Raw genomic sequence first — 26348 nt, 5'->3', positions numbered from 1 at the left:
TGCCTCCTTAACGGGTCATATTGATGCCGGATGCTTTTTGCTCCAGCATGCGCTTGGCCAAATCCACAATGACCGCCGCCGCTTCAACCGGTGGCGTACCGCCCTGGTGAATGTTCGAGATACAGGTACGGTCAGCTTCAACGGTCGTCGCCACACGCGGCGAATAGACGGCGTAGCAAGAAAGGCTTTCCGACTGGCCCAGGCCCGGACGTTCCCCAACCAGCAGGATCACCGCTTTCGCGCCCAGCAGTTCGCCGATCTGATCTTCGATTTTCACGCGACCATAGCGAACAAAGAACGGCGTCCCGACCTTCAATCCGGCCTGTTTTAAGCCAGACAACAGCGGCGGCAGAATCTCTTCGTAGTTAGCGGTGATAGCGTCCGTAGATAGGCCATCAGAGATAATCACCTGCACATCCGGGTTCATTACACACTGTGATTTCAGCGCTTCAATGGCTTCCGCACTCAGACGACGCCCCAGATCCGGACGCGTCAGATACAGGTTTTTGTCACTGATTTCCGAGCGCACTTCCAGCAGCCCCTGGGCTTTTACCCACTCTTCCGGCACTTCTTTCAATACCGTATCTTTCGAACGCGAGTGGTCGGCCAGGAAGCGCAGCAGCGCCTGGGTACGCGGACGTGGACCGGCTCGACCGGTACATACACGCGCCGCAGTGCTGCGACGCAGTTCAGTCAACACCTCTGCGCGGTGCGGATTCTCAACGCCAATCCACGCTTTAGCCTCGGCTGAGCCTAAATCCATCGCACAGCTTTCACCGGTCGGCGCGGCACACCGGGTGGTGCTGCATTGCGCTTGTACTGCCGGCGCTTGAGCCTGCGGCTGCGACTCACCCATTGACGCCATCACGCTGCGTACAATTTCTTCAATCTGTTTTTGATCCATCGTGTGTCATCCCCGCGTCATCAGAAGAACAGTGACGGATCGCCCGCCCGTTTGGTCAGGCGACCGTTTGCCATAATGCCCATGGTTTCCAGCCAGCGTTCAAACTCCGGCGACGGACGCAGGTTCAGCAACTGGCGCACGGTCGCGGTGTCGTGGAAAGCGGTGGTCTGATAGTTGAGCATGATGTCGTCACCGAGCGGCATGCCCATGATGTAGTTGCAGCCAGCGGTGGCGAGCAGAATCATCAGGTTTTCGTTGAGGTTCTGGTCAGCATCAGCATGGTTGGTATAGCAGCAGTCGCAGCCCATTGAGATGCCGCTCAGCTTGCCCATAAAGTGATCTTCCAGACCCGCGCGAATAATCTGACGGTCGTTGTAGAGATACTCCGGCCCGATAAAGCCGACAACGGTGTTCACTAGGAACGGATCGTAGTGACGCGCCAGACCGTAGTTACGTGCTTCCATCGTCACCTGATCGGCACCGAAGTTAGCGCCAGCAGAAAGCGCAGACCCTTGTCCGGTTTCGAAGTACAGGCAGTTTTCCCCGGCGATACGGTTAAACTCAGCGCCCACTGCACGCGCTTCATCCAGCATGGCCAGCTCAACGCCAAACTCTTTTAAGCCTTTCTCGCTGCCGCAGATACTCTGGAAAATCAGCCCGCCCGGCGCGCCGCGACGAATGGCTTCGATCTGGGTAGTAACGTGCGCCAGGACGCAGCCCTGGGTCGGGATATTGAATTTGTCGATGACGCCGTACACGGTATCAAGTACGCGGCTTAAGTTTTCCACGTCATCGGTTACCGGGTTAACGCCAATCACCGCATCGCCCGCCCCGAAGGACAACCCTTCGTAGATTTGTGCCGCAATACTCTGCACGTCATCACGGGTGTCGTTCGGCTGTAAACGACAGCTGAAGGTGCCCGGCAGACCAATGGTGGTGTTGGCCTTTTTGATCACCGGCATTTTCTTACCGCCGTAGATCAGGTCCGCGTTAGAGCAGATTTTTGCAACCGCTGCGACCACTTCCGACGTTAATCCTTTGCGCGTAAACGCAATGTCATCAACGGAGGTTTCATCGCTCAGCACGTACTCGCGCAGCTCGCTGATACTCCAGTTTTTGATGCGGTTATAGGCCGTTTCGTTGACGTCGTCCTGAATCAGACGCGTCACGCAGTCCTCTTCATAGGAAATCACCGGGTTGTTGCGGATATCCGCTACCGTCATTTCCGACAGCACCTGTTTGGCCGCCACTCGCTCTTGCGAACTGGTTGCAGCTACCCCTGCCAGCACATCCCCCGAACGCAGTTCGTTGGCTTTGGCCAGCACCTCTTTAACATCCTTAAACTGATAAACATTGCCGAACAATGTGGTCTTTAGTTTCATAAGTCGTTCCCTCAGGAAGGAAATGCGAGTGATTTCACCGTCACCGGCACAACCGATCCGCCAAAAAGAGGCGTACCAATGTCGATATAGTCCCCCGCCCGGACAACCACCTCATCGATGACTGCCAGCGGGTGTTGCTGTAACTGTGGGCGTAACAGCATGCCCAGGGCTTTACCAAAATCCTGCTCGGCTACCACCAGCAGGGGATGCGGATTCGGATGGCGCGCGACAAAGGCCAGTAGCGCATCAATAACCGTTAACAGCGCGGCGTAGCGCACCGGCAGCGAACCGGGTAGCGCCAGCACGTAAGCGTCTGTTTGCGGGTCCAGATCGAGCTGCATCAGCGCTTGTTGCCAGGCGGCCACCAAATCAGCCTCATCAACCGGAATCGCCACCGGCAGATTGCGCAGCGGAAGCGCCACACCTTCCAGCCAGATGGTGCTGCCCGAAAGCGACAGCGTATGCGCACCGGCGCCAATCACCGTGGCGCGCACGGTTTGCGCCGGGAACTGCACGTTCATCTCACGCAGGCGCGGATGTTCATGCAGCGCCGTCGCTAACAGCGGCCCAATATCGGAAAAACAGAATGGATCGGCAGGCTGGTTGCGGTAGCACTCGCCCACCCCGCCTGACAACGTAATCACTTCCGGCTTCACACCCGTCGGCAACAGACTGGTTTGCATCAGCGCCTGCGCCAGCGGTGACAGCGTGCCGTCAATCACCTCAACGATCAGCGCCGCCATCCGTCGGGCCACCTGAACAAGCTGCGCCGCATTGAGGGTCCGGGCGTCGGTGCCTGGACCAAATACGTCATCAACAATCATCTGTCCTGGCTGATGCGCATGCACCACCCGCCCCTGACCGTCCGTTTCCAGCAGCCGTCCGCCGACGTTCAGGCAGGCCGAACCGCTGACTTTTCCGGCATCGAACAGGACGTAGTTCGACGTCCCGCCACCGATGTCGATATTCAGTACGCGGCACAACTTCTGCTCTGACAGGGTTTGAGCCCCTGCGCCGTGACCGGCAATCACTGATTCCAGATGCGGGCCGGCGCTGGCAACCACGAAGTCCCCCAGCGACTGAGAGAGCGTCATCACCGCTGGTCGCGCGTTGCGGGTTTTGGCACTTTCTCCGGTGATGATGATCGCGCCGGAATCGACGGTCTCAGGCGCAATTCCCGCCGCCTGATACTGGGCGAGGATCAGCGCCTTAAGTTCGGCCTCTTTCAACCCGCCCTGCTTATCAACGGGGGTAAAGAACACCGGGCTTTGCCAGCTAATTTCGCGTTTGATGAATTCGTAACGCGGCACCTGCGACACTGCCGCACGGTTGACCAGCTCAAGGCGCGAGAAGATGACCTGAGTGGTGGTGGTGCCGATATCGATACCGACGCTGAGTAGCTGGCGAGTATTCACGATTGCGCCTCCGGGTTGGTTTCTGCTGGTGCCGGAACATCTTCGTCTTTCGGTACCAACAGCATAGCCACACCAATCGCCGTCACGCCGCCAATCAGCTTGCCGACAATCATTGGGAAGATCATCGCGTTCATGTTGGCCGCGGCGAAACCTAAGTGGTCACCCAGAGCGAAGGCTGCGGAGACCGCAAAAGCGCAGTTGATCACTTTGCCGCGGGTATCCATATTCTTCATCATGCCGAACATTGGGATGTTGTTCGCCAGCGTCGCCACCATGCCCGCAGCCGCAATATTATTGATTTTTAACAGGTTACCGACGCTCATCAGCGGCTTTTCAAACCAGCGGGTCAGCAGCAGTACCATTGGGTACGCACCCAGCAGCACGCAGGAGATAGAACCGATAACTTCGATGGCGCGCATCACTTCACCCGGCTTGTCACCCGGTGCCATGAAGATAGGATCAAGACCCGGAATCAGTTCCCAGCCGAGCAGGAATTTGATCACCGCTGCCGCCAGACCGATGGTGATCAGCGCCACCAGGAATTTCGCGAAGATCTGGAAGCCGTTGATCATTTTTTCCGGGATGAATTTCAGTCCCAGCGCCACCAGCACGGCAACGATCAGCACCGGGATCATGTTCATCAGGATTAGCGCGAAGGTGAACTCCACCGGCTGCCCGTTGATTTCGACACCGGAATACATCGCGATCAAACCACCTGCAATACAGCCAATCGGAATGGTGACGATCCCAGCCAACACGCCCAGCGCCAGATAACGACGGTCAGACGGTTCAATAATCCCCAGCGCAACCGGAATAGAGAAGACCAGCGTCGGCCCCATCATCGCCCCGAGGATCAGGCCAGAGTACAGCCACGCCGCAACGTCGCCGCCCGCCAGTTCTTTCGCCAGGAAGAAGCCGCCCATATCGCACGCCAGCAGCGTTCCGGCAAACATCGACGGGTTCGCGCCCAACATTTCGTACAGTGGAATAATCACCGGCCCGAGCACATGCGCCAGTACCGGTGCCAGCGCGGTCATACCGACCATCGCCAGACCCAGCGCGCCCATCGCCATAAAACCTTCTTCAAACTGGCCGCCCGATCCCTCAATACTCTTCCCGAACTTACCGAGGAAGCGTGCCGAACCGCCGAACTGCGACAGGATCCTGTCCACGGCGGCAATCAGCATAAAGAACATCATGATGTACATGATGATTTCGTTAATTCCCATAACCTTCACTCCCTGTCATATGTGTATTTATTGTGCCGCCGCATACAACGCGATAATGTCGGCCTGCGTGGCGGTGCGTGGGTTACTGCGAATACAAATATCCTCCAGCGCGGCGTGAGCCCATGCGCTGTAATGCTCGGGCTTTGCCCCAACGTCAGAGAGTCGTTTGGTCTGGCCCACTTCGCTAATCAGCTCGCTGACGGCGTTGATGGCATCGCGATCGTCCGACTTCTTGTTGGTTAACGCCCGTCCGATATGGCTGAAACGCTCACGACACACCATGCGGTTGAACCCCATTACTGTGGGCAGCAGCATGGCGTTAGCCTGTCCATGTGGAATGTGCAGCGTCGCACCCGGCTGGTGCGCCATCGCGTGACACAGGCCCAGCCCCGCGCTGGAAAACGCCATCCCGGCCATACAGGAAGCCAGTAGCATGCTTTCTCGCGCCGCCAGATCCTGACCATAGCCAACGGCCTTCGGCAGCGATTTACCTATCATCGCAATCGCGCCAATCGCCAGACTGTCGGTAAACGGCGTCGCGTTCAGAGCGCTATACGCTTCAACAGCGTGCGTCAGCGCATCGATCCCGGTCATCGCCGTTACGTGTGCGGGCACACCTTCCGTCAGCGCGGCGTCAAGAATCGCCACATCCGGCATCAGGATTGCGTGGGCCAGCACTTTTTTAAGCCCGGTCGCGGCGTCGATAATCACCGTGACATTAGTGGTTTCTGAACCCGTTCCGGCGGTAGTCGGTACGGCAATCAGCGGCAGACGCGGGCGTAACGCGCTGCTCTCGTCCATGTCTGCCAGCGTCTGGGTGGGATTGGTCACCAGCAACGCCACGGCTTTTGCGGCATCCAATACGGAACCGCCACCAAAGGCCACTACGCCATCGCACTTCGATTCACGCAGTTGCGCGACCGCCGCGCAGACGTCCGTAATGCACGGTTCGCCCACCGGACATGGCCACAGCGTCATCGCCACGCCTTTCATCGCCAGGCTGCGTTCCAGTGCGGCGGTCATCCCCGCCTGGTGCAGGAAACTGTCGACCATGACGAACATATGCGTCAGGCCGCGCGTTTGTGCTTCCTGTCCGCAGGTACTGAGCGCTCCCAGTCCACACAACGTAACCGGTGGAACGCTAAACGTTTTTACGCGTTGCAGATTCAGGGTATCGAATGCCTGAAAGAGCGCGGTCTGCAATTCAGCTTGCATAGATTCCTTCCGCTTTTTCTTTTCCGCTATTTGCAATCGCCAGCGGGGTCATAAACAGGCTGTGCTGGGGTAAATGCACCTGCAGTTCCGGGAAACGCTTACGAAACAGTTCATCAACGCCCGGCTGCATACAGGAACCACCGGCCAGCCATAAATCAGCCACGCCCTGACCGGCAATATGGTGAGCCACAATTTCCGCCATTTTTTCGTAGACCGGCTTAACCACCGGCCAGATTTCTTTACCGTTGCTGCGTTTGTACTGCTCCGCCTCTTCCAACTGGATGCGACGGTTCCCGGCAAGCGTCAGAGAAATGTGGTGCCCGCCGGTCGCTTCATCGGCGGAGTAAGTCACCTTGCCTCGCTTCACAATCGCAATCCCGGTGGTACCGCCACCGATATCCACCACGCCAGCGTTATCAAGCTGCAACAGGTCTGCCACCGCGGTCGGTTCGTCGAGCACATGACTGACTTCAAGCCCGGCAGATTCCAGCACGTTGATCGAGATCCGTGGGTCAGTTCCCGGTGGAAACGAGGTTGCCGCGTGGGTAAAGCGGCAACCCAACTGTTGTTCGAGCGTATCGAGATGGCGACGAACGATGGTCACCGCACCGAAGAAATCCCAGACGATGCCATCGCGCACGACGTCGGCCCAGTCCAGGCAAACTGCAACCGGCTGTCCGTCACTGTCGACAACCATCGACACCACATCACACGTCCCCAAATCCACGCCCAGCCACAGCGGTGAATCGCTCTTTACGGGCGTCTGGTTACATAGCGTTGCCGCTTTTAGCAATCTGGGTGTCAGCCAACGTTGTTCGTCGTGCGCCATGTCGTTCACTCCTTATACAATTCTGAAGGCATCCACCAACACACAGCGACGCAGACGCACAAATGTGCGTGCGCTGGTCACCCCTTCCCCGGTTGGCGTGGTAATGGTCATCGTTGTCCAGCCTTCGCCGCCGAGTCCAAGACCGGCAATGCACGGTCCGTTCTTAACGAAAATGCTGGTATCAATGGCGTTTGCCATGCGGTTCATGTTGTCGATATTGCGCGAGTGCATCGCCGCCGTATGGTGACAGCCGCCTTCAAGCTTGACCGCCAGTTCAATGGCCTCATCGACGTTGGCGACCCGCACGACCGGCAGAACCGGCATCATCAGTTCGGTTACGGCAAACGGGTGAGTCGCAGAGGTTTCGACGAACAACAGCCGGGTTTGCTCCGGTACGTTCAGACCAATCGCCGCAGCGATTTTTCCTGCGTCGCGACCTACCCAGTCACGACTGACCGTGCCTTTACCGCGTTCATCGACATTTTTCAGCAGCACCGGTTGCAGCTGTTCGGCCTGAGCCGTGGTCAGCTTGACTGCATGCTGGCTTTCCATCAGACGCATCAGCTCATCAGCGACGCTATCGACCACGATCAGCACTTTTTCGTCGGCGCAGATAATGTTGTTGTCAAACGAAGCGCCTTTGACGATCGACTGGGCTGCGCGTGCCAGATCAGCCGTTTCATCAACCACCACCGGCGGATTTCCCGCACCGGCGGCAATCAGACGTTTGTTGGTGTGCTTACGCGCGGCATCCACTACGGCTTCACCGCCGGTCACCACCAGCAGGCCGATGCCTGGGTACTTAAACAGACGCTGGGCGGTTTCGATATCCGGATTGGCCACGGTAACCAGCAGGTTTGCCGGTCCGCCTGCAGCAACTACCGCCTGGTTAAGCAGAGTGATAGCGCGCTGAGACACGCCCTTGGCAGCCGGATGCGGTGCGAAGACCACGCTGTTGCCAGCCGCAATCAGGCTGATGGCGTTGTTAATAACGGTCGCAGCCGGGTTGGTGGACGGTGTCACCGAGGCCACCACGCCCCACGGCGCGTTTTCAATCAGCGTCAGGCCGTTATCACCGGTCAGAACCTGTGGAGACAGGCATTCCACGCCCGGCGTGGCGCGTGCCTGCGCCACATTTTTGGCAAATTTATCTTCAACGCGTCCCATGCCGGTTTCTGTGACGGCAAGTTCCGCTAATTCTCGGGCATGTTTTTCGCCCGCCTCACGTAGAGCCGTGATAGCCAGTTGGCGCATGGCAACGCTTTTCAGCCCTTGCTGGGCCAGTTTTGCTGCCGCCACTGCGTCATCCAGGGAGGCAAAAACGCCCATTTCTTGAACGGCACTGACGGGTTGGCTGCTGTCTTTCATTTTCAGCAGCACCGCTTTCACGACCTGTTCAATATCCTGTTGATTCATGATTTTCTGCCTTATTTATGGAAGATCACCTGACCACCTGCCACCACTTCATCAACAATGCCAATCACGCACAGATCGACAGGTGATGATTCGTTACGGTGCGCCTGACGGGCTGAGCTTCCGCTGACCAGCAGCACCCACTCTCCGGTTCCCGCCCCAATGCTGTCGATAGCAACAGCACATTGCCCGTCGGGATTTCCGCAGGCATCAATCATTTCCACCATCAGCAACTTGTCGTGCGCGAGCCCCTGATGGCGTACGGTACAAACAATTTGTCCTGTGACGATTGCCAGTTTCATACGCGCCTCCGTGGCATATTTCAGGTAAAACCTCCCCCTACCCTCCGCAGAAGGTAATGTGAAAAGGAGAGAGGGTGACGCCAGCAATGAAGTCTGTGGCGTCACATGGACGACTTACATGTCGTTGCTGTCGCCTTTAAAGCTGATCGGGAACACTTCTTCCAGATCGCCATGCGGACGCGGGATCACGTGTACGGAAACCAGCTCACCAATACGCTGTGCAGCAGCAGCACCAGCATCCGTTGCGGCTTTACATGCCGCTACGTCGCCACGGACCATTGCAGTAACCAGACCGCCGCCGATCTGCTTCACGCCGACCAGTTTCACGCGTGCCGCTTTAACCATTGCGTCAGAAGCCTCAATCAGTGCAACCAGGCCCCGGGTTTCAATCATTCCTAATGCTTCCATTGTGTTTTCCTCTCATTAAGGGGTCCAGAACGGGACCTAAACAACCAGTGTGTGTGAGGCGTTTTCACGACTCATGTCAGTCTGACGCGGCACTGCTGCCACCAACGCCAGTTCAATAATTTCCTGTACGCTACAGCCGCGAGAGAGGTCATGAAGCGGTGCGGCAAGCCCTTGGATCAACGGACCTACGGCACGATACCCTCCCAGACGCTGGGCGATTTTGTAGCCAATATTGCCTGCCTCCAGCGATGGGAAGACCATCACATTGGCATTGCCCTTTAACGGACTGGCGGGCGCTTTTTGCGCGGCGACATCCGGAACAAAGGCGGCATCAAATTGCAGTTCCCCATCCACGGTAAGCTGCGGGGCACGCTCACGAACGATCTCCGTAGCCTGCTGCACGTTAGCGACGTTAGGATGACGAGCACTGCCTTGACTTGAAAACGACAGCATGGCCACACGCGGTTCTTCACCGGTGATCGCCTGCCATGTCTGCGCGCTGGCAATCGCAATATCCGCCAGCTGTGCGGCTGTGGGCTGCGGCACGACGCTGCAATCGGCAAACCCTAATGCCGGCCCGAGGTACTGCGGCAGCATCAGGAAAATTGACGACAGCGTTTTACAGCCTGGCTGTAGCCCAATAATGCGTAACCCAGCGCGCAGCACGTTTGCTGTCGACGACAAATTGCCCGCAATACAGACGTCAGCTTTACCCGCGCTAACCATGGCGGCGGCGAACATCAGCGGATCGTTGAGTTTTTCCAGCGCATCTGCAGGCGTTTTATCTCCCGCGCGGGCCAGCCAGCGCAGCGCAAACTCTTCACGCATGGACTGGTTGCTTTGCGGGTCGATAACCTGAATGCCATCCATCGCCACCCGATGGCTGAGGGCAAACTGGCGCAGCGCAAACGGACTGGCGACGAGAACAGGATGTGCCAGACCGTGCTGATGCAGGTAATTTGCCGCTTTCAACACCCGAACATCCAGCGCATCCGGGAACACCACCCGTGCAGGTGAGCGCTGGGCGAGTTGACGAGCACGTTCAATGATCATTGCTTCTCCCCCAGTCGCTGTTGAATTTGGCTAACCGTCAGTGGATGCTTCGCTACGCTCAGAATCATCATCACGTAGACCGTACTGGAAAGGCGGTTGAGCGCCTGCATGATGTCCGGTCGCATCACGTCAAAACTACGGGTGATGAATACCTGGGCCGCCACCGTCTCCGTTTCACGAACTTTGGTACGCAGCAGATTAAGCAACGCGCAATCACGGCCATGACTGGCTTCAGGCACCAGATGGTCGTGGTCCAGATAGCGCAGCGGCTGATGCGAAAGCCGGTGTAAATCTTCGTCGCTTAAACCGACAATAGCTTGTGCTGCCAGCGGCTCGTCGATAGCGTCGGCGCGCATAATGTTGCCCAGACGCGAACGGATATCCGCCAGCCACGGCTGCCACGGTTCCGCCAGCTCTATCTGCAACCACACGGCCAGGGCGATGGTGCTGTCCAGCGCGGCGCGAAATCCCAGGCGCGGGTCACTTTTAGCGACCATCTTGTCCGCTGTCAGATGCGTCAGCGTGTCTGCTTTCTTCACCACCGGTTGATGACACAGTTCGCAACTGGCCTGTGGATGCGTATCGCTGCTGGTTAAACCATGCACCTGCTGCGGCTGCTGTTCTTCGTCATCAATAAACAGGCTGCCCTGCTCGTCGATATACTTAATGCGCAGATGTCGGCTTTCCAGTAATTCCCGGGCAGATGGCGTCAGGCGAGCGTCAGCGGGGAGATGAATTTCAGCCCCTTCGCTGAGCGTATGATTCGCTCTAAGCCATGCTTCGGTAATGAAATCCTTCATACATCCGCCTTAGCAGGACTGCCAGTTCGCAGGCCAGGCCACATACAGAAATTTCACCGTCGATGGCGTACCAAATTCGATGCTGGAGCCTTTCGGGATAAACATCACGTCCCCGGCTTTAGCAATCATGGTTTCGCCTTCGTGGCGAACGTGCAGCTCGCCTTCCAGAATCATGTCGATTTCGTCGTAGTTCAGCGTCCATGGGAAAAAAGCGTTATCCCACTGCATGAACCCGGCGGCCATGCTGCTACCGTCCTGGTCGGTCACCAGATCGGTTAAACCCACGCAGTGCGGCTGTGCGCCGTCAAAACGACCAAACTTCACGCTGCTGCCGTCGATGACTTTGACGCCGCCTTTGCCGGTCACCGAGTTAAAACTCGGCTGCATTCCGCCCTGCTCCAGCGACTGTTTCTCCTTCATGACTTTGTCCATCAGTTGGGCGACCAGGCTTTCGGTAAACTGCCCTTCCGGTAACTGCGCAATGATGGTTTCGCGAATGCGCTGGCTTTCCGTTTTGCCATCATCCACCGCAACCGGTGCGGCAGCAGCAACGGTTGGCGCGGATTCATCGCATTCACTGATGGTGACGCCCAGCAGCTCCGCAACTTCGCGCGCCTCCGGGGTGATGATGCTGGCGCGCAGAACAACCGACATTTCCTGTTCGCCGCGTGCGTGGGCCGCACGAATATCGTTAGCTGTGATGAGTTTTTTCACCTGCCCTTTCCTCCTTTTGGCTGAGCTCAGTCAGATAATCCACCAGGTGCTGCACGCTGCGCGGGTCATGGCTGTTGAGTTCGAAAATCGGCTCCTGGAACCCTATCCCGCGAAGTAGTTGTCGCGTTGCGGCGACGTCGGCATCCGGCATGTCCGTTTTGCTGATAACGGCGATTTGTCGTTTACTGGCGCCGATATCCAACAGCCCGGCAGGTAAGCGACTTTCTTTATCATTTGCCGCGTGTATATAAATCAACGTATCAACATCCTGCAGCGTAGTAATTAAGGCGTGATACCAGCGCGGATGGCTAAAATATTCTCCTGGCGTGTCGATATCGCCATTTTCATTAAACTCCACGGCCTGTGTTTTTCTGGCGAGGGAATAATTTCCCTGTAGCGCATTAAAGAGCGTTGTTTTCCCCGCCCCCACCGTACCGACAAACGCAATACGTTTCATCGCCGCCTCTGATTAACTTTTTGTCAGGTTGCACAAAGTGAAATTTAATAACCGACCCAGACCGCTTACCGTCTGTAATAACGCTTCTTCTACCGCGCCTACCGAGCCGTAGATGACCAGCGCACCGCTGAATCGATCGAGAAAGCCGATATGTACATCTGCCGCCTTCATAGCTAAGTCACCGGCAATCATCGCGGTTTCGCCTGGCGTCAGCGTCATGATGCCGATAGCGCCCGCTTCGGGAACGCCGATCTTTTTCGCCAGTTCCTCACCAGGGTGCGCAATGAGATGCGCCAGCGTAACCTGTTTCCCCGGCACAAATTCCTGAATAATGCGTTCTTTTTCCATTGCTCACCGCCTCCGCTAAAACTGCCCTCATCGTAGCAATTTTTTGTCAGAGTAAATAACAAAATTCGGCAACCATGTTTAAAAGGTGAAGTGGATCACTAAGAAAGGGGAAATAAAAAGGCGCGGGAGAAACCCGCGCCGGAAATAAATTAAAGTGAAATTACAGCGGCTGAGTTTGGGCTTCTACAACCGCCAGCGCCACCATATTAACGATACGACGAACAGAAGCGATCGGCGTTAATACGTGAACCGGTTTCGCAACCCCCATCAGCACCGGGCCGACCGTTACGCCTTCAGAGCTGGAAACGCGTAGTAAGTTGTAACTAATACGGGCAGCTTCCATATTCGGCATCACCAGAATATTCGCTGAGCCTTTCAGCGGACTGTCCGGCATGCGGTCATGACGGATGCTTTCCACCAGCGCGGCATCGCCGTGCATTTCGCCATCAATCATCAACTCTGGCGCACGCGCCTTAATCAGCTCCAGCGCTTCGCGCATTTTGCTGGCCGACGGACAGTTAGATGAACCAAAGTTGGAGTGCGACAGCAGCGCTACCTTCGGTTCGATACCAAAGCGACGCACGGTTTCTGCCGCCATCACGGCGATTTCCGCCAGTTGCTCCGGCGTAGGATCGTCGTTAACGTAGGTATCGGCGATAAAGGTGTTACCGCTTGGCAGCAGCAAGGCGTTCATCGCCCCGGCAGTATGCACGCCATCGCGATGACCAAACACCTCTTTCACCACGCTGAAGTGCTCATGGTAGTCGCCTATCGTACCGCAGATCATTGCATCCGCTTCGCCGCGCTGCACCATGATCGCGCCGATCACCGTGGTGTTGGCAATTACCGCACGCTGCGCCTGCTCCTGGGTAATACCACGACGTTTCATAATCTGGTAGTACTCGCTCCAGTACTCTTTAAAGCGCGGATCTGACTCATTGTTGACGATCTCAAAATCGACGCCCGCTTTGATCTGCAGACCCAGTTTCTGGATACGCATTTCGATAACGCTCGGACGACCGATCAGGATCGGTTTCGCCAGACCTAAAGTGATCAGCTCCTGCGTGGCATGCAGTACACGCGCCTCTTCCCCTTCAGTCAGCACCACGCGCTTCGGCGCTTTGCGTGCCAGAGAGAAAATCGGCTTCATGAACAGGTTGGTTTTGTAGACGAATTCGGTCAGCTTATCGATGTAAGCGTCAAAGTCGGCAATCGGACGCGTTGCCACACCGGAATCCATCGCCGCCTTCGCCACCGCAGGGGCGATTTTGACGATCAGACGCGGGTCGAACGGTTTCGGAATAATGTATTCCGGCCCGAAGCTCAGGTCCTGGTCGCCATAGGCGGAGGCCACCACTTCGCTCTGCTCGGCGTGCGCCAGCTCAGCAATGGCGTGTACCGCGGCCAGTTTCATCTCTTCGTTGATGGCAGTAGCGCCGACGTCCAGCGCGCCGCGGAAGATGAACGGGAAGCACAGGACGTTGTTAACCTGGTTCGGGTAGTCGGAACGGCCGGTGCAAATGATGGCGTCAGAACGCACCTCTTTCGCCAGCGGCGGCAGGATTTCCGGTTCCGGGTTGGCGAGGGCCAGGATCATTGGCGCACGCGCCATCTTCTTAACCATTTCCTGCGTCAGCACTTTCGGACCCGAGCAACCGAGGAAAATGTCTGCGCCGTCAATGACATCATCCAGCGTACGCTTACCGTCATCCACCACTGCGTAAGCCGCTTTGGTTTCCGCCATGTTTGGTTCACGATCTTTGTAAATCACCCCTTTGGAGTCGCAGACCACAATGTTGTGTTTCTGCATACCCAGCGCCACCAGCAGGTTCATACAGGCAATCGCCGCCGCACCTGCACCGGACACCACCATGCGCACATCAGAGATATTTTTCTCAACCACCCGCAGACCGTTAAGGATTGCGGCAGTACTGATGATTGCCGTGCCGTGCTGGTCATCGTGGAATACCGGAATATTCATGCGCTCACGGAGTTTTTGCTCAATGTAGAAGCACTCCGGCGCTTTGATATCTTCGAGGTTAATGCCGCCAAACGTTGGTTCAAGCGCCGCTACCACGTTGATAAATTTATCCGGATCGAGTTCATCAACTTCGATGTCGAACACGTCAATCCCGGCGAATTTCTTAAACAGAACGCCTTTACCTTCCATCACTGGTTTACCGGCCAGCGCGCCAATATTACCCAGGCCCAGAACCGCAGTACCGTTGGAAATAACCGCAACCAGGTTGCCGCGTGCGGTGTATTTGTAGGCTGCCAGCGGGTCCTTTTCAATTTCAAGACACGGTGCAGCCACGCCCGGCGAGTAGGCCAACGCGAGGTCGCGCTGGGTTGCCAGAGGCTTGGTCGGAGAAACCTGGATTTTACCGGGTACCGGAAATTCGTGGAAATCGAGGGCGCTTTGTTTTAACTGGTCATCCATCTTGTTGTTCCTTTCACGTATCTATCAAAAAAGTGGCGCGGGTAACCATTCTACTGAGCCGCACATTATCACCTCAGTCAACGGCACAAACTTTGAAGGTCCCCATACTCTCACCATTCAAAGAAAGAATTTGTTATCAATTTATAACATCTATGTTACCTGCTTAAGCCAGCAATACCATGCTTGTCTGCTATGCTTTTTGCTGACAACGCCCGCAATTATCTCAAAAGTGTGAATCACAACACGCATCTAACACTTTACTTTTCAAGGAGTATTTCCTATGACCCGTAAAGAGCTTGCCAATGCCATTCGTGCGCTAAGTATGGATGCCGTCCAAAAAGCTAACTCCGGCCACCCTGGAGCACCAATGGGGATGGCCGATATCGCCGAAGTACTGTGGAACGATTTCCTGCGCCATAACCCGTCCGATCCCACCTGGTACGATCGTGACCGGTTTATTTTATCCAATGGCCACGCCTCAATGCTGCTTTACAGCCTGTTGCATCTTTCCGGCTACAACCTGCCGCTCGAAGAGTTAAAGAACTTCCGCCAGCTCCATTCGAAGACGCCAGGACACCCGGAAATTGGCTATACACCGGGCGTGGAGACCACCACCGGACCGTTGGGTCAGGGTTTAGCCAACGCTGTCGGAATGGCGATTGCAGAACGCACCCTGGCGGCGCAGTTTAACCAGCCAGACCACGAGATTGTTAATCACTATACCTGGGTCTTTATGGGCGACGGCTGTATGATGGAGGGCATTTCTCACGAAGTGTGCTCGCTGGCGGGCACCCTGGGACTTGGCAAACTCATCGGCTTTTACGATCACAACGGCATCTCAATTGATGGCGAAACCGACGGCTGGTTTACCGACGATACCGCGAAACGCTTTGAGGCCTATCACTGGCATGTGGTGCACGAGATTGACGGTCATGACCCTGAGGCGGTGAAAAAAGCGATTCAGGAAGCACAGGCCGTTACCGATAAACCGTCGCTGATTATCTGCCGCACGGTGATTGGTTTTGGTTCACCGAATAAAGCCGGGAAAGAAGAAGCGCACGGCGCGGCGCTGGGTGAAGAAGAAGTGGCGCTGACCCGGCAGAAGTTGGGGTGGCATCATCCTGCCTTTGAAATCCCCAAAGAGATTTACCGGGCGTGGGACGCTCGTGAAAAAGGCGAGAAAGCCCAACAGAGCTGGAATGAGAAATTCGCCGCTTATCGACATGCGCATCCGGATCTGGCGGCAGAGTTTACCCGCCGGATGAGCGGTGGACTGCCGGAAGAGTGGGAAGAAACGACCCAGAAATATATCACCGAGCTGCAGGCCAATCCGGCCAAAATCGCCACCCGTAAGGCCTCACAAAATACCCTGAACGCCTACGGGCCGATACTGCCTGAGCTGCTTGGCGGTTCGGCGGATCTGGCGCCCAGCAACCTGACCATCTGGAAAGGCTCCACTTCTCTTAAAGAGGATCATGCAGGAAATTACATCCACTACGGCGTGCGGGAATTTGGCATGACCGCGATTGCCAACGGTATCGCTCACCACGGGGGCTTCGTACCGTACACCGCAACGTTCCTGATGTTTGTCGAATATGCCCGTAATGCCGCACGCATGGCGGCGCTGATGAAAGCCCGACAAATCATGGTTTATACTCACGACTCGATTGGCCTTGGGGAAGATGGTCCCACGCACCAGGCCGTCGAACAGCTCGCCAGCCTGCGTCTGACGCCTAATTTCAGCACCTGGCGACCCTGCGATCAGGTTGAAGCGGCGGTAGGCTGGAAGCTGGCGGTCGAACGCCATGACGGGCCAACGGCGCTGATCCTCTCGCGGCAAAATCTGGCGCAGGTTGAGCGGACGCCTGAGCAAGTGCAGCAGATTGCCCGCGGCGGCTATGTGCTGAAGGATGGCGGCGGTAAGCCGGATGTTATCCTGATTGCTACCGGTTCAGAAATGGAAATCACGCTGCTGGCGGCGGAAAAACTGACCGGTGAAGGTCGTAACGTGCGAGTGGTTTCTCTGCCCTCAACCGATATTTTCGACGCCCAGGATGAGGCGTATAGGGAATCGGTCCTCCCCTCAAACGTCAGCGCGCGCGTGGCGGTAGAAGCAGGAATTGCCGACTACTGGTACAAATATGTTGGGCTGAAAGGGGCGATTGTCGGTATGACGGGTTATGGGGAGTCGGCTCCGGCAGACAAGCTGTTCCCGTTCTTCGGCTTTACGGTGGATAACATTGTCGACAAAGCGCATAAGGTGCTTAACGTGTGATCCACAGCGTGGGCCAGGCATCTGGCCCATGCCAGTTATCGCAGCTTGGCTCTTGGGCATAGCGCACCAGACGAAAACGCTGGCCGTCGTAGCGCCAGCGGGTCTGGATACCGCAATCTGCCAACCCTCGTCCTTTAGCGAGGGTTACCAGCTCGCGCGACTTCTCATCAAACGTGGCGTTGGTCAGCTCCATATCGCGACTTTCCGCATCCGTTTTAAAAGGCAGGCTTAGCCGTACCGCCCGTGACGTCAACGGGGTAGTACGTGAAACCACCCACGCCAGATCGATGGTGTTATATGCCCCGGCTTCACAGCCGATCATCAGCAGCGCTTTATCATCCGTTAAGGCCGTGACGCGCATCTCGCGACGCAGCGGATCGATCGAACAGCGAATACCGTTGATCCGCCAGTTACCGTAATCCAGCAATTCACTGCGCTCTTGTTGCGTGAGAGGCGTTGGCGTTGGGTTAATCACAGCCACGCCTTTTAAAGCGGGAGCGGGAGGCACGCTGAGCGGAGGCTCGTCGCCTTTTTCGATCCATGCGGTTTCGCTGCCGACCCGTTTTTGCTGGGCGTCGATAAAAAGCAGCGCGGCTTTTAGCCCGACCAGGGACAGGTTTTGCGCCCCTTTTTGCAGGGTTATCGCCTTCGCGTCCTGTACGGTTGTTAAAAATGCGCTGATGGTGGCCGGATCATCGGTCATCAGTTGCCAGGGGGTAATACGCCAGTGTTCGCCGCGAAGCGGGAGCGGCGCGCCATCCAGTAGCAGACGTGGCGCAATATCGCTCTCTTTGGCTGTGGGCGATTCCAGCCCACCCAGTTCAATACGCAACACGGCGTCGGTATGTGCCCCGGCACTGCGGCTCAAGGTCATGACCAGGCCGTGATGTTCTCCGGTATTGCGCGCCACGCAAAAGTTTTGGTTATTGCACGTCACCTGCCAGTCAGAAAACGTCTGTTGCGCGGGCGCGGCCCACAGCAAACGGACGGGTAACAACCCGAGCAGGAAAAGTAAAATAACGCGATAGCGCATGGACGGTACAACCCCGAAGTCAAAACACACAGCCTAAGCGGTATCTTCCTTGCGCGACTGATGTGGCTCAATAAGAATCGTCGGATTGGCCGAAAATTTGTAAAGAAATATAAATCCCGCGCATTAGTCCATGAGATGCGACGACTGCAAATAGTTCAGCAATAGCACCGTCTTACCGTCACGGATCTCACCCGTTTTAATCATTTCCAGCGCCTGGGTGAACGGCAGCTCCAGAACCTCAATATCTTCATCTTCCACACCTCCGCCCGCATTTGCCCGCTGGCTGTCGCTGTATTGTGCAATAAAGAAATGAATTATCTCCGTCACGCCGCCCGGCGACATATAGAGCTCAAACAGCTTACGCACTTCCCCCACTTCAAAGCCGGTCTCTTCAATGGCCTCTTTCCGAATGCACGCTTCCGGTTCGTCGTTATCCAGCAGCCCGGCGCAGGTTTCAATCAGTTGACCGCTTTCATTACCATTGACCCAGGTGGCGACGCGAAACTGGCGGATGAGCACCACCGTTTTCTTCTCCGGGTTATACAGCAGGATAGTGGCGCCGTTGCCGCGATCGTAAACCTCGCGTTTGTGACGAATCACCTCTCCATTGCTACGGGTCAGGTCATAGGTGATATTGCGCAGGATGAAGTAGTTATCGGAAAGGACTTTATCTTTGATGAGGGTAATTTTTTGCGACATACCGGCTCCACAGCAAGAAGTGAGAAATAATACTACGCCGTGAAACCGGGTTTGTCTTGGTGCAATGTCGGCCTGATAAGCGAAGCACCATCAGGCAATTATGCGGCACAGAGCCGGATAGCAACGCTAACGCGCCTTATCCGGCCTTCTTAGCGACTTAGTGAGATTTGACTGATTTTACGCCCAGCCAGTCGACGATCCCCTGGGCGGCATGCCGTCCTTCCGCCATCGCCGTAACCACCAGATCCGCACCGCGTACCGCATCACCACCGGCGAAGATTTTCGGGTTACTGGTTTGATAACGGTATGCGCTTTCAACATTGGCGGCAATGCGCCCCCAGTTATCGACCTTAACCCCATGCGTCTCCAGCCACGGCATGCCATGTGGGTGAAAACCAAACGCCATGATCACCGCATCTGCGGGCATGACAAACTCACTCCCGGCGAGGGGAACCGGGCGACGACGCCCCTGCGCGTCCGGCTCGCCAAGCTGGGTACGTAAAAAACGCACGCCGCTGACTCGCCCATCATCATGTAACACCAGCTCAACCGGCTGGACGTTAAACTCGAAGTTAGCCCCCTCTTCCCGGGCGTTCTTCACCTCTTTTTTCGAACCGGGCATGTTGGCTTCATCACGACGATAAGCGCAGGTCACCTGGCGTGCGCCGTGACGCAGCGCGGTACGCACGCAGTCCATCGCCGTATCGCCTCCGCCCAGTACAACCACGTTCAGTCCGGCGGTGTCGATGAACGGCTCTTCAGGCAGTTCATCCAGCCCCATCACCTGCTTGGTGTTGGCAATCAGGAACGGTAACGCGTCATAAACGCCAGGCGCGTCTTCATTCGGCAGATCCGCCTTCATGGAACGATAGGTTCCTACGCCCACGAACACGGCATCGTAATCCTCCAGCAGCGCCGACAGCGCCACATCCTTACCCACTTCACAGTTAAGTTCGAAATGAATACCCATGGCGCTGAAGATTTCACGGCGGCGGGCCAGCAGCGATTTGTCCAGCTTGAAGGCCGGAATGCCGAACGTCAGCAAACCGCCGATTTCAGGGTGGCGATCGTATACGGTGGCGCTGACTCCGCTGCGCGCCAGCACATCCGCGCAGGCCAGACCCGCCGGCCCCGCGCCGATGATAGCAACGCGCTTATCCACTTTCTGCACGTGGCTTAAGTCCGGTCGCCATCCTTTGCTCAGGGCCCGATCAGAGATGTAACGCTCAATATTTCCGATAGTGACCGCCCCATGCTCGCTACGCACCGTACATGCCCCTTCGCAAAGTCGGTCCTGCGGACATACGCGCCCGGTCACTTCCGGCAGGCAGTTGGTCTGGTGAGAAAGCTCAACCGCCGCATCGATATTCCCGGCTTTGACCAGTTCAATCCACTGCGGAATATGGTTATGCAATGGGCAGGTCCATTCGCAAATACTGTGGTCGCCGCATTTCAGGCAGCGGGACGCTTCCCGTTCCGCCTGCGCCGTACGAAACGGCAGATAGATCTCCTCAAAGCTGGTTTTACGGGCCTCAATTGCCAGCTTATCCGGCTCACCACGCGCAGGCGTCGCCTGCATTTGCTCACGTTTGGTAATTTTATGCGAAACGAAATCGGTGGCGTTGGCGTGCCAGGGCTGGCTTTCCAGACTGGCGGTGCGTAGCCTGCGCGCTTTTGACAGACCAGTAAGCGAATTTTCCGTCACCAGTTGTAACGCTTGTGCCGGACAGTTCTCTACGCAGGCAGGTCCTTGTTCGCGTCCCTGACACAAATCGCATTTGTGCGCAGTGGCTTTCACCTTCCCTTTAGCGACAGGAGTGAGTACGATCTGCATCGTGCCGAAAGGACAAGCAACGACGCACGATTTACAGCCAATACACTTTTTCGGGTTCACCTGAACGCTGTCGTTATCATGGATGATTGCCCCGTTCGGGCAACTTCTGGCGCAGGGCGCATCTTCACAGTGATGGCAGGTTACCGCACTGCGCTGCTGCTGATGCTTGATGACGGTAATTCGGGGCTGGAAATGCCGTTGACTCAGGACATGCTGCTCGCCATTGTGAGCCATGACGCAGGCGACCTCACAGGCATGGCATCCCAGGCACTGCTGGCTATTAACCATAATAAAACGATTCATGGCTTCCTTCTTTTTTGGTTGCAAAAACCTTATTCTTTATATGAGTGTTGTTATTAACCGACACGGAAGGAAGCGGCAATGTTCATTTGCCCAGGAAGCACAACTATTTATCCAGAACCTGTGGCAGATCAATTTATTTCATCGCATATGAAATTGCGTTTCAGTTACCATCCAGTTTCATGGCGTTTTATTAACATTTATCAAATACACCGCATCGTTCGGGCTGTTTTAAGGCGCGACGTGTATTGTGTGAGGATGCACAAGTGACGGTAAAGCGTCCGGTCTCGGCCAGTCTGGCTAAAGCTTTTTTCTACATAGTGCTGTTGTCGATTCTCTCAACGGGTATTGCGCTGCTCACGCTGACCAGCAGCTTACGAGATGCCGAAGCCATCAACGTGGCTGGCTCATTGCGCATGCAAAGTTACCGTCTGGGTTACGATCTGCAAAGCCAAAGTCCGCAGCTTAACGCTCACCGCCAGCTTTTCCAGCAGGCGCTAAACTCGCCAGCACTACAGAACCTGAACGCGTGGTATGTGCCTCAAGCGGTAAAAAGTCGCTATGGACGTCTACATGCAAACTGGCTGGAAATGAACGCCCGTCTGATCGATGGCGATTTAAATTGGTATCAGAGCAATATCAATAACTATGTCGATCAAATCGATCTCTTCGTGCTGGCGCTGCAGCATTATGCCGAACGCAAAGTGATGCTGGTTTTTGGTATTTCACTGGCGGGCGGGATCGGCATTTTCACCCTCGTTTTCTTTACCTTACGGCGTATTCGCCAGCAGGTGGTGCGTCCGCTGAATAAGCTGGTGGTGGCCAGCCAGCACATTGAACACGGTCAGTTTGACATCCCCTCGCTGGATACTGATTTGCCCAACGAACTCGGGTTGTTGGGCAAGACCTTCAGCCAGATGTCGAGTGAATTACACAAGCTGTACCGCTCGCTGGAAGCGTCTGTCGCTGAGAAGACCCACGATCTCCACGAAGCTAATCGTCGTCTGGAAGTGTTGTATCAGTGCTCTCAGGCGTTAAATACCAGTCAGATTGATGTCCACTGCTTCCGCCATATTTTACAGATCGTCCGCGAGCATGACGCCGCCTATTTTCTGGAACTCACCGTCGGAGATAACTGGCGAATTAGCGAAGGCGCAAAAAGCCCCGAGCTGCCGATGCAGATCCTGCCGGTCACCATGCAGGAAACCGTCTACGGTGAACTGCACTGGCAAAGCCCGAACGTCAATGCTTCTACCCCTCTGCTCAACAGCGTCTCCTCGATGCTGGGTCGCGGGTTGTACTTCAACCAGGCGCAAAAACATTTTCAGCAGCTGTTGTTAATGGAGGAGCGGGCGACGATTGCGCGCGAGCTGCACGACTCTCTGGCGCAAGTGCTCTCTTATTTACGCATTCAGCTCACGCTGCTGAAGCGTTCGATTCCCGAAGATAACGCCCCAGCGCAAAGCATTATGGCGGATTTCTCTCAGGCGCTGAACGACGCCTACCGCCAGCTACGCGAACTGCTCACCACCTTCCGCCTGACTTTACAGCAGGCCGATCTCCCCTCCGCCCTGCATGAAATGCTGGAAACGCTGCAAAATCAGACCTCGGCTAAACTGACGCTTGATTGCCGGTTACCGACCCTGGCGCTGGACGCGCAAATGCAGGTGCATCTGCTGCAGATCGTCCGTGAAGCGGTGCTGAACGCGATTAAACATGCCAGCGCAACCGAAATTGCCGTCAGTTGCGTGACCGCGCCGGATGGTAATCACACGGTTTATATTCGCGATAACGGCATCGGCATTGGCGAGCCGCATGAGCCTTCGGGGCACTATGGGTTAAATATTATGCGCGAGCGGGCGGAAAGGCTGAGCGGCACGCTGACTTTCTCTCAACCCTCCGGAGGGGGAACGCTGGTGAGCATCAGTTTTCGTTCGGCAGAATCCGACGGAGAGCTAACGTAAAGAACCGCAAAGCGCCGTCGGTTCTCGATCCAGGCCTGACGGCGTTGGCACGAAAGGTATGCTGTAAACGGGCATGATAATTTACATTATCTTCTTTTTTTCTCCACGTTTGCCCCGTACCTTGCCGCTAAAGTGAAGCAATTCACACCCATAACGATACGCAGAAACACGAGGTCCCCTTTTAATGGCGAATTTTTTCATCGATCGCCCCATTTTTGCCTGGGTGTTAGCAATCCTGTTGTGCCTGACAGGAGCCCTGGCTATTTTTTCGCTGCCCGTTGAGCAATATCCCGATCTGGCACCGCCAAACGTGCGGGTAACCGCGAACTACCCTGGCGCGTCCGCACAAACCCTGGAAAATACCGTCACCCAGGTTATCGAGCAGAACATGACTGGTCTCGATAATCTGATGTACATGTCGTCGCAGAGCAGCGGGACAGGCCAGGCGTCGGTTACGCTGAGCTTCCTCGCGGGAACCGATCCTGATGAAGCCGTCCAGCAGGTGCAAAACCAGCTGCAATCGGCAATGCGTAAGCTGCCGCAGGCGGTACAGAATCAAGGGGTCACGGTGCGCAAGACCGGTGACACCAATATTCTGACCATCGCCTTCGTCTCCACCGATGGCTCAATGGATAAGCAGGACATCGCCGACTACGTCGCCAGTAATATCCAGGATCCGCTCAGTCGTATAAACGGCGTGGGCGATATTGACGCCTACGGTTCACAATATTCCATGCGTATCTGGCTCGACCCGGTCAAACTTAACAGCTTCCAGATGACCGCCAAAGATGTGACCGATGCTATCGAATCACAGAATGCGCAGATTGCCGTCGGGCAACTTGGCGGCACGCCTTCGGTGGACAAACAAGCGCTGAATGCGACGATCAACGCCCAGTCGCTGCTGCAGACTCCGGATGAATTCCGCGCGATTACGCTACGCGTCAACCAGGACGGCTCAGAAGTTAAACTGGGTGATGTGGCGATGGTCGAAATGGGTGCGGAAAAGTATGACTATCTCAGCCGCTTCAACGGCCACCCGGCTTCCGGTCTGGGGGTAAAACTGGCCTCCGGTGCTAATGAAATGGCAACTGCGGAGCTGGTTATCGACCGCCTGAACGAGCTCTCACAGTATTTTCCGCACGGGCTGGAATACAAGGTGGCGTATGAAACTACCTCCTTTGTCAAAGCCTCAATTATCGACGTGGTGAAAACGCTGCTGGAAGCGATCGCGCTGGTATTTCTTGTGATGTACCTGTTCCTGCAAAACTTCCGCGCCACGCTGATCCCTACAATCGCCGTTCCCGTCGTCCTGATGGGTACTTTTTCCGTGCTCTACGCCTTTGGCTACAGCGTTAACACCCTGACGATGTTTGCGATGGTGCTGGCGATCGGCCTGCTGGTCGATGATGCTATTGTGGTGGTGGAAAACGTCGAGCGTATTATGAGTGAGGAAGGCCTCTCACCGCGGGAAGCGACACGGAAATCGATGGGGCAAATCCAGGGCGCGCTGGTCGGTATCGCCATGGTGCTGTCGGCGGTGTTTATCCCGATGGCCTTCTTCGGCGGCACTACCGGGGCTATCTACCGCCAGTTCTCGATTACCATCGTCTCCGCAATGGTTCTTTCAGTTCTGGTGGCGATGATCCTCACCCCTGCCCTGTGCGCCACTCTGCTCAAACCGCTACATAAAGGCGAGCATCACGGGCAAACCGGTTTCTTTGGCTGGTTTAACCGGATGTTTAACCGCAACGCCGAACGCTATGAAAAAGGCGTCGCCAGGATCCTGCACCGCAGCCTGCGCTGGATACTGATTTACGGCCTGCTGCTCGGTGGTATGGTTTTCCTGTTCCTGCGCCTGCCAACCTCCTTCCTGCCGCTCGAAGACCGCGGCATGTTTACCACCTCGATACAGTTGCCCAGCGGCTCGACCCAGCAGCAAACATTGAAAGTGGTTGAGGAAGTGGAGAAGTATTACTTCACCCATGAGAAAGACAACATTACGTCGGTCTTTTCTACGGTCGGTTCCGGCCCTGGCGGGAACGGTCAAAACGTGGCGCGGATGTTTGTCCGCTTAAAAGACTGGGATGATCGCGACACCACCACCGGAACCTCTTTCGCCATCATCGAGCGCGCGACTAAAGCCTTTAATAAGATTAAGGAAGCCCGCGTCTTCGCCAGCAGTCCTCCGGCGATTAGCGGTCTCGGGAGCTCTGCCGGTTTCGATATGGAGCTGCAAGATCACGCCGGTGCGGGCCATGATGCGTTAATGGCCGCGCGCGACAAGCTGATTGAGCTGGCCGGGAAAGACGCGTCTCTGACCCGCGTTCGTCATAATGGTCTGGACGACAGCCCGCAGTTGCAAATTGATATAGATCAGCGCAAAGCCCAGGCGCTGGGCGTTTCCATTGATGACATCAACGACACCTTGCAAACGGCCTGGGGCTCCAGCTACGTCAATGACTTTATGGACCGGGGTCGCGTGAAGAAGGTTTACGTGCAGGCGGCGGCAAAATATCGCATGCTCCCGGACGACATCAATCTGTGGTACGTCCGCAATAATAGCGGCGGCATGGTGCCTTTCTCGGCCTTTGCCACGTCGCGCTGGGAAACGGGTTCACCGCGTCTGGAACGCTATAACGGCTACTCCGCCGTCGAGATTGTTGGCGAAGCCGCCCCAGGCGTCAGTACCGGTACGGCGATGGACATAATGGAATCGCTGGTCCACCAGTTGCCGACCGGATTCGGCCTCGAATGGACCGCAATGTCTTACCAGGAACGGCTGTCGGGCTCTCAGGCGCCAGCCCTGTACGCCATTTCTTTGCTGGTGGTGTTCCTGTGTCTGGCGGCTCTGTACGAAAGCTGGTCGGTTCCCTTCTCCGTCATGCTGGTTGTACCGCTGGGGGTCATTGGCGCACTGCTCGCTACCTGGATGCGCGGTCTGGAAAACGACGTGTACTTTCAGGTCGGGTTACTCACCGTTATCGGGCTTTCGGCGAAGAACGCAATATTGATTGTTGAATTCGCCAATGAGATGAACGAGAAAGGTCACGACTTGCTCGACGCCACGCTGCATGCCTGTCGCCAACGCTTACGCCCAATTCTGATGACGTCACTGGCGTTTATCTTTGGGGTGTTGCCGATGACCATCAGCAGTGGCGCAGGTTCCGGCGGTCAACATGCGGTGGGGACTGGCGTAATGGGCGGGATGATTTCAGCCACTGTCCTGGCGATTTACTTCGTTCCTCTGTTCTTTGTGCTGGTACGCAGACGCTTCCCGTTGAAGCCACGCCCAGAATAATCGGACACAAAAAAGGCGACTTACGTTGAGTCGCCT

21 protein-coding genes are annotated in these 26348 nt (G+C 56.1%); 3 read left to right on the top strand and 18 right to left on the bottom strand.

From position 1 onward, the window contains the following. Nucleotides 1-7 precede the first annotated feature (7 nt). The 15 genes from eutC to maeB form a co-directional block, all read right to left on the bottom strand. On the bottom strand, nt 8-904 hold the full coding sequence (gene eutC / locus HV314_RS07815) for an ethanolamine ammonia-lyase subunit EutC (RefSeq protein WP_181547790.1): 897 nt from the start codon (nt 902-904) through the stop codon (nt 8-10). 20 nt (nt 905-924) lie between these two features. Next, on the bottom strand, nt 925-2286 hold the full coding sequence (gene eutB / locus HV314_RS07810; protein WP_003038029.1) for an ethanolamine ammonia-lyase subunit alpha: 1362 nt from the start codon (nt 2284-2286) through the stop codon (nt 925-927). A gap of 11 nt (nt 2287-2297) precedes the next feature. Beyond that, nucleotides 2298-3701: an ethanolamine ammonia-lyase reactivating factor EutA gene (eutA, locus tag HV314_RS07805; RefSeq protein ID WP_046275198.1), complete on the bottom strand. Its 1404-nt coding sequence runs from the start codon at nt 3699-3701 to the stop codon at nt 2298-2300. Next, entirely contained in the window at nt 3698-4930 is a 1233-nt protein-coding gene (gene eutH / locus HV314_RS07800; protein WP_016153950.1) for an ethanolamine utilization protein EutH, read from the bottom strand. Before eutH ends, eutA begins: the two co-directional genes overlap by 4 nt. Before the next feature lie 27 nt (nt 4931-4957). After that, complete coding sequence (gene eutG, locus HV314_RS07795; protein WP_181547788.1) at nt 4958-6145, bottom strand: ethanolamine utilization ethanol dehydrogenase EutG; 1188 nt, start codon at nt 6143-6145, stop codon at nt 4958-4960. Further along, nucleotides 6135-6974, bottom strand: coding sequence for an ethanolamine utilization protein EutJ (gene eutJ / locus HV314_RS07790; protein WP_016153952.1), 840 nt, complete (start codon nt 6972-6974; stop codon nt 6135-6137). The genes eutG and eutJ overlap by 11 nt, the downstream gene beginning before the upstream one ends. 12 nt (nt 6975-6986) lie before the next feature. Then, entirely contained in the window at nt 6987-8390 is a 1404-nt protein-coding gene (locus HV314_RS07785; protein ID WP_016153953.1) for an aldehyde dehydrogenase family protein, read from the bottom strand. 11 nt (nt 8391-8401) lie between these two features. Continuing rightward, complete coding sequence (gene eutN, locus HV314_RS07780) at nt 8402-8689, bottom strand: ethanolamine utilization microcompartment protein EutN (RefSeq protein WP_016153954.1); 288 nt, start codon at nt 8687-8689, stop codon at nt 8402-8404. A 114-nt stretch (nt 8690-8803) separates the two neighbouring features. Next, nucleotides 8804-9097 carry an ethanolamine utilization microcompartment protein EutM gene (gene eutM / locus HV314_RS07775; RefSeq protein WP_003835054.1) on the bottom strand — a complete coding sequence of 98 codons (294 nt, stop codon included), beginning with the start codon at nt 9095-9097 and terminating at the stop codon, nt 8804-8806. A gap of 36 nt (nt 9098-9133) precedes the next feature. After that, nucleotides 9134-10150 carry a phosphate acetyltransferase gene (gene pta, locus HV314_RS07770; protein WP_016153955.1) on the bottom strand — a complete coding sequence of 339 codons (1017 nt, stop codon included), beginning with the start codon at nt 10148-10150 and terminating at the stop codon, nt 9134-9136. Continuing rightward, on the bottom strand, nt 10147-10950 hold the full coding sequence (eutT, locus tag HV314_RS07765; protein WP_019077358.1) for an ethanolamine utilization cob(I)yrinic acid a,c-diamide adenosyltransferase EutT: 804 nt from the start codon (nt 10948-10950) through the stop codon (nt 10147-10149). Before eutT ends, pta begins: the two co-directional genes overlap by 4 nt. Nucleotides 10951-10959: 9 nt before the next feature. After that, complete coding sequence (gene eutQ / locus HV314_RS07760) at nt 10960-11664, bottom strand: ethanolamine utilization acetate kinase EutQ (protein ID WP_137351741.1); 705 nt, start codon at nt 11662-11664, stop codon at nt 10960-10962. Next, on the bottom strand, nt 11642-12121 hold the full coding sequence (gene eutP / locus HV314_RS07755) for an ethanolamine utilization acetate kinase EutP (RefSeq protein WP_016153958.1): 480 nt from the start codon (nt 12119-12121) through the stop codon (nt 11642-11644). Before eutP ends, eutQ begins: the two co-directional genes overlap by 23 nt. A gap of 12 nt (nt 12122-12133) precedes the next feature. After that, a complete protein-coding gene (eutS, locus tag HV314_RS07750) occupies nt 12134-12469 on the bottom strand; it encodes an ethanolamine utilization microcompartment protein EutS (protein WP_003037995.1) in 336 nt (111 codons plus the stop codon). Nucleotides 12470-12629: 160 nt separating this feature from the next. Further along, on the bottom strand, nt 12630-14909 hold the full coding sequence (maeB, locus tag HV314_RS07745; protein WP_016153959.1) for an NADP-dependent oxaloacetate-decarboxylating malate dehydrogenase: 2280 nt from the start codon (nt 14907-14909) through the stop codon (nt 12630-12632). Between the two features lie 280 nt (nt 14910-15189). Here maeB and tkt point away from each other — a divergent pair, with 280 nt between their 5' ends. Continuing rightward, entirely contained in the window at nt 15190-17184 is a 1995-nt protein-coding gene (tkt, locus tag HV314_RS07740) for a transketolase (protein WP_181547786.1), read from the top strand. Here the strand turns inward: tkt and HV314_RS07735 are convergent. The 3 genes from HV314_RS07735 to aegA form a co-directional block, all read right to left on the bottom strand. After that, nucleotides 17174-18217 (bottom strand): DUF1176 domain-containing protein, encoded by a 1044-nt coding sequence (locus HV314_RS07735; protein WP_016153961.1) that lies wholly within the window; start codon nt 18215-18217, stop codon nt 17174-17176. The genes tkt and HV314_RS07735 overlap by 11 nt on opposite strands. A 123-nt stretch (nt 18218-18340) precedes the next feature. Beyond that, a complete protein-coding gene (nudK, locus tag HV314_RS07730) occupies nt 18341-18916 on the bottom strand; it encodes a GDP-mannose pyrophosphatase NudK (protein ID WP_016157107.1) in 576 nt (191 codons plus the stop codon). A 157-nt stretch (nt 18917-19073) separates the two neighbouring features. Then, the gene (gene aegA / locus HV314_RS07725; RefSeq protein WP_181547785.1) at nt 19074-21053 is read right to left on the bottom strand and encodes a formate-dependent uric acid utilization protein AegA; all 1980 of its coding nucleotides are present in this window, start codon (nt 21051-21053) and stop codon (nt 19074-19076) included. Between the two features lie 263 nt (nt 21054-21316). On the opposite strand from aegA, the gene narQ reads away from it, so the two are divergent. Continuing rightward, complete coding sequence (gene narQ / locus HV314_RS07720; protein WP_181547783.1) at nt 21317-23014, top strand: nitrate/nitrite two-component system sensor histidine kinase NarQ; 1698 nt, start codon at nt 21317-21319, stop codon at nt 23012-23014. Between the two features lie 184 nt (nt 23015-23198). Next, complete coding sequence (acrD, locus tag HV314_RS07715; RefSeq protein WP_047501604.1) at nt 23199-26312, top strand: multidrug efflux RND transporter permease AcrD; 3114 nt, start codon at nt 23199-23201, stop codon at nt 26310-26312. Nucleotides 26313-26348 lie beyond the last annotated feature (36 nt).

It is taken from the genome of Citrobacter sp. RHBSTW-00887, assembly GCF_013728095.1.
Lineage (GTDB): Bacteria > Pseudomonadota > Gammaproteobacteria > Enterobacterales > Enterobacteriaceae > Citrobacter > Citrobacter braakii.
Note: the sequence above shows the minus strand (reverse complement) of the source record. Positions and strands in the feature narration are given on the sequence as shown.

Excerpts from the sequence above, each read along its gene's own strand:
- eutC (WP_181547790.1), bottom strand. The coding sequence starts at position 904 with ATGGATCAAAAACAGATTGAAGAAATTGTACGCAGCGTGATGGCGTCA.
- eutB (WP_003038029.1), bottom strand. The coding sequence starts at position 2,286 with ATGAAACTAAAGACCACATTGTTCGGCAATGTTTATCAGTTTAAGGAT.
- eutH (WP_016153950.1), bottom strand. The coding sequence starts at position 4,930 with ATGGGAATTAACGAAATCATCATGTACATCATGATGTTCTTTATGCTG.
- eutG (WP_181547788.1), bottom strand. The coding sequence starts at position 6,145 with ATGCAAGCTGAATTGCAGACCGCGCTCTTTCAGGCATTCGATACCCTG.
- eutJ (WP_016153952.1), bottom strand. The coding sequence starts at position 6,974 with ATGGCGCACGACGAACAACGTTGGCTGACACCCAGATTGCTAAAAGCG.
- HV314_RS07785 (WP_016153953.1), bottom strand. The coding sequence starts at position 8,390 with ATGAATCAACAGGATATTGAACAGGTCGTGAAAGCGGTGCTGCTGAAA.
- eutN (WP_016153954.1), bottom strand. The coding sequence starts at position 8,689 with ATGAAACTGGCAATCGTCACAGGACAAATTGTTTGTACCGTACGCCAT.
- eutM (WP_003835054.1), bottom strand. The coding sequence starts at position 9,097 with ATGGAAGCATTAGGAATGATTGAAACCCGGGGCCTGGTTGCACTGATT.
- pta (WP_016153955.1), bottom strand. The coding sequence starts at position 10,150 with ATGATCATTGAACGTGCTCGTCAACTCGCCCAGCGCTCACCTGCACGG.
- eutT (WP_019077358.1), bottom strand. The coding sequence starts at position 10,950 with ATGAAGGATTTCATTACCGAAGCATGGCTTAGAGCGAATCATACGCTC.
- eutP (WP_016153958.1), bottom strand. The coding sequence starts at position 12,121 with ATGAAACGTATTGCGTTTGTCGGTACGGTGGGGGCGGGGAAAACAACG.
- eutS (WP_003037995.1), bottom strand. The coding sequence starts at position 12,469 with ATGGAAAAAGAACGCATTATTCAGGAATTTGTGCCGGGGAAACAGGTT.
- maeB (WP_016153959.1), bottom strand. The coding sequence starts at position 14,909 with ATGGATGACCAGTTAAAACAAAGCGCCCTCGATTTCCACGAATTTCCG.
- tkt (WP_181547786.1), top strand. The coding sequence starts at position 15,190 with ATGACCCGTAAAGAGCTTGCCAATGCCATTCGTGCGCTAAGTATGGAT.
- HV314_RS07735 (WP_016153961.1), bottom strand. The coding sequence starts at position 18,217 with ATGCGCTATCGCGTTATTTTACTTTTCCTGCTCGGGTTGTTACCCGTC.
- nudK (WP_016157107.1), bottom strand. The coding sequence starts at position 18,916 with ATGTCGCAAAAAATTACCCTCATCAAAGATAAAGTCCTTTCCGATAAC.
- aegA (WP_181547785.1), bottom strand. The coding sequence starts at position 21,053 with ATGAATCGTTTTATTATGGTTAATAGCCAGCAGTGCCTGGGATGCCAT.
- acrD (WP_047501604.1), top strand. The coding sequence starts at position 23,199 with ATGGCGAATTTTTTCATCGATCGCCCCATTTTTGCCTGGGTGTTAGCA.